This is a genomic window from Streptomyces sp. rh34, assembly GCF_002551245.1.
Lineage (GTDB): Bacteria > Actinomycetota > Actinomycetes > Streptomycetales > Streptomycetaceae > Streptomyces.
This window is the reverse complement of the sequence record NZ_NTGZ01000355.1, coordinates 1-5,956: the sequence shown is the minus strand read 5'-3', so window position 1 is coordinate 5,956 and position 5,956 is coordinate 1. Positions and strand designations below refer to the sequence as shown.

At 71.3% G+C, this 5,956-nt stretch carries 6 protein-coding genes and 1 pseudogene; 3 read left to right on the top strand and 4 right to left on the bottom strand.

Annotated features, from left to right (window positions below; genetic code table 11):
- Positions 1-239 (top strand): annotated as a pseudogene (locus CR470_RS35000) (RpiR family transcriptional regulator); the annotation flags it as partial.
- 211 nt (positions 240-450) lie between these two features.
- On the opposite strand, the gene CR470_RS34990 reads toward CR470_RS35000, so the two are convergent.
- The 3 genes from CR470_RS34990 to CR470_RS34980 form a co-directional block, all read right to left on the bottom strand.
- Complete coding sequence (locus CR470_RS34990; protein WP_097871502.1) at positions 451-2,592, bottom strand: MMPL family transporter; 2,142 nt, start codon at positions 2,590-2,592, stop codon at positions 451-453.
- A gap of 142 nt (positions 2,593-2,734) precedes the next feature.
- Entirely contained in the window at positions 2,735-3,235 is a 501-nt protein-coding gene (locus tag CR470_RS34985) for a MarR family winged helix-turn-helix transcriptional regulator (RefSeq protein WP_097871500.1), read from the bottom strand.
- Between the two features lie 154 nt (positions 3,236-3,389).
- A complete protein-coding gene (locus CR470_RS34980) occupies positions 3,390-3,971 on the bottom strand; it encodes a fasciclin domain-containing protein (protein ID WP_097871497.1) in 582 nt (193 codons plus the stop codon).
- Positions 3,972-4,122: 151 nt separating this feature from the next.
- On the opposite strand from CR470_RS34980, the gene CR470_RS34975 reads away from it, so the two are divergent.
- Positions 4,123-4,965 carry a DUF1206 domain-containing protein gene (locus tag CR470_RS34975; protein ID WP_179892477.1) on the top strand — a complete coding sequence of 281 codons (843 nt, stop codon included), beginning with the start codon at positions 4,123-4,125 and terminating at the stop codon, positions 4,963-4,965.
- Here CR470_RS34975 and CR470_RS34970 read toward each other — a convergent pair.
- Complete coding sequence (locus CR470_RS34970; RefSeq protein ID WP_097871492.1) at positions 4,950-5,495, bottom strand: DUF4383 domain-containing protein; 546 nt, start codon at positions 5,493-5,495, stop codon at positions 4,950-4,952. The two genes, CR470_RS34975 and CR470_RS34970, sit on opposite strands and share 16 nt — an antisense overlap.
- Positions 5,496-5,649: 154 nt before the next feature.
- Between CR470_RS34970 and CR470_RS34965 the strand changes: the two genes are divergently transcribed.
- On the top strand, positions 5,650-5,956 hold a 307-nt coding region (locus tag CR470_RS34965; protein WP_373561463.1), incomplete at its 3' end, for a MerR family transcriptional regulator.

Genomic DNA, 5,956 nt, shown 5'->3' with positions numbered 1-5,956 from the left:
CCCCGGCGGGCTTCTTCGCCCAGGGCGGCGGCTACGAGTACCCGGCGTTCCTCGGCTTCACCGCCGCGGCCATCGGGCTGACCGGCCCCGGGCGCTACTCCGTGGACCACGCCACCTGCCATGTCTTCGACCGTCCCTGGATGGTCGCGCTGGCCTTCGCGGGCAGTGCGGTCGCCGCCGCCGCGGTGGTCGGCAGGCGCGCGAAGGGGCAGGCCGACCAGGCGCGGGAACCGTCCTGATGAGCGAGGACCCCTTTCGGGCCGCCGGCCCTTCCGGTCCCGTCGGCTGAGCCGGTTCGACCGGCCCCGACGGCCCGCCGCCACCGGCCGGCCCCGAGCCGGCACCGGGTCCGGACAGCCCCTGGGTGACCGGCGGGGTGCTCCTCGCCGGGACCCTCATGCTCTGCCAAGGCGTCGTGACGGCCCTGGCAGACATCGCGGCCCTCGCCGCCTACCGCGAACCGGACCCGGCCTCCGCGGCCGTGCCGCGCTGACCGTCCTCCCCTTCCTCCCCTTCCCGGCTCAGGGCACCCGGCCACCACGCCTTCGGCCCGATGTCCCGCACCAGCGCCGGGACGAGGAGCGACCGGACGACCAGCGTGTCCAGCAGGACGCCGAAGGCCACGATGAACGCGATCTGGAGCAGGAACGCCAGCGGGATCACGCCCAGCGCGGCGAAGGTGGCCGCCAGGACGACGCCCGCCGACGTGATGACCCCGCCGGTCGTGGTGAGCCCGCGCAGGATGCCCTCCCTGGTGCCGTGCCGCAGCGACTCCTCGCGGACCCGGGACATCAGGAAGATGTTGTAGTCGACGCCCAGGGCGACCAGGAAGACGAATCCGTACAGCGGCACCGATGAATCGGTGCCGCTGAAGCCGAACACATGGGTGAAGACCAGCGAGGAGATGCCCAGCGTGGCGAGGAAGTTCAGCGCCACGGTCGCCACGAGCAGCACCGGCATCAGCAGCGACCGCAGCAGGAAGACCAGGATCACCAGGATGATCGCCAGCACCACCGGCACGATCAGCATGCGGTCGTCCTCCGCCGTCCGCTGGGTGTCGTACTGCTGCGCGGTGTAGCCGCCGACCAGCGCGTCCGATCCGGGTACCGCGTGGACCGCGGTGCGCAGGGCGGCCACCGTCTCCTTGGCGCCGTCGCTGTCGGCCGCGTCCTTGAGGGTCGCGTCGACGCGGACCTTGCCGTCGACGACGAGCGGTTCGCCGCCCGGCCGCCCGCTCGCGCCCACCGGCGCGACGGAGGCCACCCCGTCGGTACGGCCGGCCGCCTCGCTGACCTCGGTCAGCCGGTCGGCCGCCGAGATGATCACCACCGGATTCCCCGAACCGCCGGGGAAGTGCTCGCTCAACGTCTCCTGGGCGGCCACGGACGGGGCGTCGTTGACGAAGATCTCGTCGAGCGGAACACCCTTGGAGGTGAGCGTGGGGGCGAACGCGGCACAGGCGATCAGGGCCGCCAGGGTGATCGCCCACACCTTGCGGGGCGCGCGGTCGACGAGGGCGGCCACCCGGTGCCAGATGCCGTGGCCGCCGGACAGCCTGTCGTCGGCGGGCTTGGGCTTCGCCGGCCAGTAGGCCTTCCGGCCCAGCAGCACCAGAGCGGCGGGCAGGAAGGTGAGGGCGCTCAGGACCGAGCAGACGATGCCGATCGCACCCACCGGCCCGAGCGCCCGGTTGTTGGTGAGGTCGCTGAGTAGCAGGGCGAGCAGTCCCGCCGCCACCGTCGCGGCGCTGGCCGTGATCGGGCCGAAGGACTCGCGCAGCGCGATGCGCATCGCGGCGAACCGGTCACCGTGGACGGCGAGTTCCTCCCGGAACCGGGCGGTGAGCAGCAGTGCGTAGTCCGTCGCCGCGCCGATCACCAGGATCGACAGAATGCCCTGTACCTGCCCGTCGACACGCACGATGTCGTGGTCGGCGAGGACGTAGACGATCGCACAGGACAGGGAGAGGGCGAACACGGCGCCGAGGATGATGACGAAGGGCAGCAGCACACTGCGGTACACCAGCAGCAGGATGACGAGCACCGTGATCAGGGCGACCCCGAGCAGCAGCCCGTCGATGCCCGCGAAGGCGTCGGACAGGTCGGCCTGGCTCGCGGCCGGCCCCGCCAGCTGGACCGTCGTGCCGGGCACGGACGCGCCCGCCCCCTGGATCCTCTCCAGTACCGTCGGCAACTCGTCCCCGAGACCGGGGCTCAACTGCACGATTCCCTGGAGCGCGAGGCCGTCTTCCGAGGGCAGTGCGGGGGAGGGGGATCCGACCACGCCGTCGCTCCCGGCGAGCGAGGCGAGGGCACCGGTGGCGGCCTCCCGCTGCTCGTCGCTCACCGGCGCGTCCTTCTCCGCCGACGTCCAGACGACGATGGCCGGCAGGGTCTCGTTCTGCTGGAACGCCTTCTGCGCGTCGATGACTTGGGTGGACTCGGCGTTCTGGGGCAGGAAGGCGGCCTGGTCGTTGGTGGCGACCTCGCCGAGCTTCCCGGCGTACGGGCCGAGCCCGCCGCCGATGCCGAGCCACGCGATCAGCAGCAGGACGGGGATCAGCCGGCGGATCGATCGTGCAGGGGTGGACATGTCTCTCCCGGGGGTGGAGATATCTCAGTGATGAACAATCTCAATCGTTGAAATAGATTACGGGACCGCTCGCGCGGGCAGCCGCAGGGGGTGGGTTCGGTGGCCGTCGTCCTTCCATGGACGCACCCGGCCGGGGAAAAGCTCAGCGGCGCGCCGGGGGGACCTCTCCCAGCTCCTCGTTCATCGCGGCGAGGAAGCGCAGGACGGTCGCCAGCTCCGTCTCGCTGAAGCGCGCCCTGGCCCGTGCCGTGGCCTCGGCGAGCGGCATGAAGTAGTCGCGGGCGGCCGTCCGGGCGCTCGCCTCGTAGTACACGTGTACCACCCGGCGGTCGGTGCTCTCCCGGGCCCGGCGGACATGGCCCGCCCGCTCCAGTCGGTCCAGGCAGGCGGTCACCGCGCCGGAGGTGAGGCCCAGATGCTCGCGCAGCGCCCCCGGGGTGAGGGGCGACGGGGCGTCGAGAATGGCCGCGAGCGCGCTCACGTCCGTGGGGTGCAGCTGCTGGTTCGCCGCGAAACCGTGGGTCATCCGGTTGATCTCGCCGTTCATCCGGCGGAGCTCGACCGCGAACGCCTGGAGGTCCGCGAGCGGCGCCTCGGGTTCCGAGGCGCCGCTCCGGGTCGGTCGGTCGTCGGCGCTGGTCACGCCCTCAGCGTATAGAACGGACGCGCGGAGCCCGTGCCCGGACCGTCGCGCTGTGCCCGGACCGTCGCGCTGTGCCCGGACCGTCGCGCTGTGCCCGGACCGTCGTGAGGTCCGGGCACAGGATCCGCTGTGCGCGGAGGCGGCGGCGCAACCGTCACGACGACGGCGGCATGAGCACGCTGTCGACCAGATTCACCGTTGCGTTGGCCGTCGGCACATCGCCACAGACGATCTTCGAGGAGTCGTTCACCGTGAACTCGGTGCCCGAGCCCTTCGTCGTGAGGTCGCTGCCCTCCAGCGTCTTGAAGGCGCCGTCCTCCATCTGCTGGGTCGTGACCTCCTCGCCCACCACGTGGTACGTCAACACCTTGGTGAGCTCGGCCTTGTCGTTGAGGAGCGCCTCCAGATCAGCCTGCGGGATCTTCTCGAAGGCGGCGTTGGTCGGCGCGAACACAGTGATGTTCTTCGCGTTGTTGAGCGTGTCGACCAGACCTGCCTTCTTCACCGCGCCGACAAGGGTGGAGAGTTCGGGGTTGTTGGACGCGGCGGTGGCGACCGGGTCCTTCGCCATGCCCTCCAGGCTGCCCGCGCCCTCCTTCGGTACGGAGGCGCAGGCGGGGCCGTACGGTTCGGCGGGTGCCCCGGCCTGGGCCTGCGGAGCGAAGAAGGCCAGAGAGGCGGGAAGGGCCAGTGCCGCGGCGGACGCCGCGGTGCGCTGCAGACGGGTGATCGTCATGATGTCTCCTCCGGCGAGCGGGGTGGGTCTTCTCCTTGTCTCCACGCTCACGCGCGTTCGCCCGGACCGCTCGCCGCGTCGTTTCTGCGTCGAAAGTCACCCTCCGGCGCGCTCATGACATTGATCCACCGGACCGGGGCAACCGGGATGCATGAATACCCGTTCAGTAGCAGCGCAGGGACGCGGCCAGGCCAGGAAAGCCGCGAACAGCACCGCGATGGAGGCAGGGGCCCGCGCGGGCTTCGTGGGCCGTGGGGTGATCTACGTCCTCGTGGGCGCCCTCGCCCTGCGGATCGCGCTGTCCGGAGGCGGTGGGAAACAGGCCGACCGGGGCGGTGCGATCGGCGAGATAGCGGAGAAGCCCTTCGGGCAGGTCCTGCTGTGGGTGCTGGGCATCGCCCTGGCGGGGATGGCGCTCTGGCGGCTTTCCGAGGCGCTGTTCGGCGCGGCCGGACCTGACGGCCGCGAACCCACCAAGCGGGCCATGGCGGCGGGCCGTGCCGTCTTCTACGGATTCGTCGCCTACTCCGTCCTGTCCTTCGCCGCCGGTGACTCGGGCAGTGGAGGCGGATCGTCGGACCAGCAGTCGAAGGACATCACCGCCAAGGCGCTCGGCTGGCCCGGGGGCCAGTGGATCGTGGGGATCGCGGGCGTGGGGGTGGCCTGTGCCGGTGTCTGGATCGCGGTCCGAGCCCTCCTGCGGAAGTACCACAAACACCTGAAGATGTCCGAGATGTCCAAGCGGGTCCGGCAGGCGGTCGACTTCACCGGAGTCTTCGGCGGTACGGCGCGCGGCATCGTGTTCGCTACGGCGGGCGGGTTCGCGGTGGCCGCCGCGATCAAGCATCAGCCGGACGAGTCCAAGGGCATGGACGACACCCTGCGCTCCTTCACCGACACTCCGGTCGGCCCGTGGCTCCTGGTGGTCATCGCCCTCGGGCTGGTCGCCTTCGGCGTGTTCTCCTGGGTCAACGCCCGCTACCGCAAGGTCTGAGTGCCTCCCCGTCCGAGCGGTCCGGCCGCCGCCGCACGCCTGCGGGCGGCGGCGGCCTCGCGGTCCGCCTGCCCCGGGTGGCGGCGGCGCCAGTACGGATTGTCGTGCGGCAGGCCGCCGGTCACTCGTCCGTACATGCCGAACGTGAGGATCAGCAGCCCCATCACGAAGCTGAAGACGACGTTCGACATGCCGAAGTCCAGGATGTTCGCGGGCTGGTCCAGGATGAAGAGATGGCCGAAGCCGCTCAGCAGGAAGAGCGAGCCGATCGTCATGTTCAGGGTGGACGCGACGTTTCCGCCCACCGCGGCCCCGGCGATCAGCAGCCCGCCGACGATTACCGAGATCAGGCTCAGCAGACCGTTGGTCGACAGTCCGGCGATGTGATCGCCGCCGGTGTCGAAGAAGCCCAGCCGACTCGTGAAGCCGAGCACGCCGAAGGCCAGCAGGATGGCGCCGCAGAGGCCCGCGCCGATCCGGTACACCATCGCCAGCCGGTGATCGACGGGGAGTTCGTCGCTCAGTTTCATGGCCGTCTCCTGTCCATCCTGCCGGTCGGGGTGAGGACGCGGTGGTGGGTGAGGGCATCGCGCACAACCCCGCTACCTCCAGCCAACCGCGCGGCGACACGTCGGGCAACATGCATCGTTATTGCATCGTATGGTGGGATTTATGGACCACCTGATGGGCCCCGTGACCGACGCGGCGATGGGCCCGGCGGGCCACCGCACCGGTGGCCGGCCGCCGGCCGACGCAGGGCTGACCACCGGCGCGGTGGCCCGCCTTCTGGGTGTCGCGCCGACGACGCTGCGCTCGTGGGACCGCCGCTACGGCATCGGGCCGGCCGCCCGGGAGGACGGCCGACACCGCCGCTGGACCGGGGCGGACATCGCCGTTCTGCGGAACATGTGCCGCCTGACGAGCGCGGGTGTGCCGCCGGCCGAGGCCGCTCGTGCCGTTCTGGCCGGACCGCCCCGCGCCACGGCCGCGC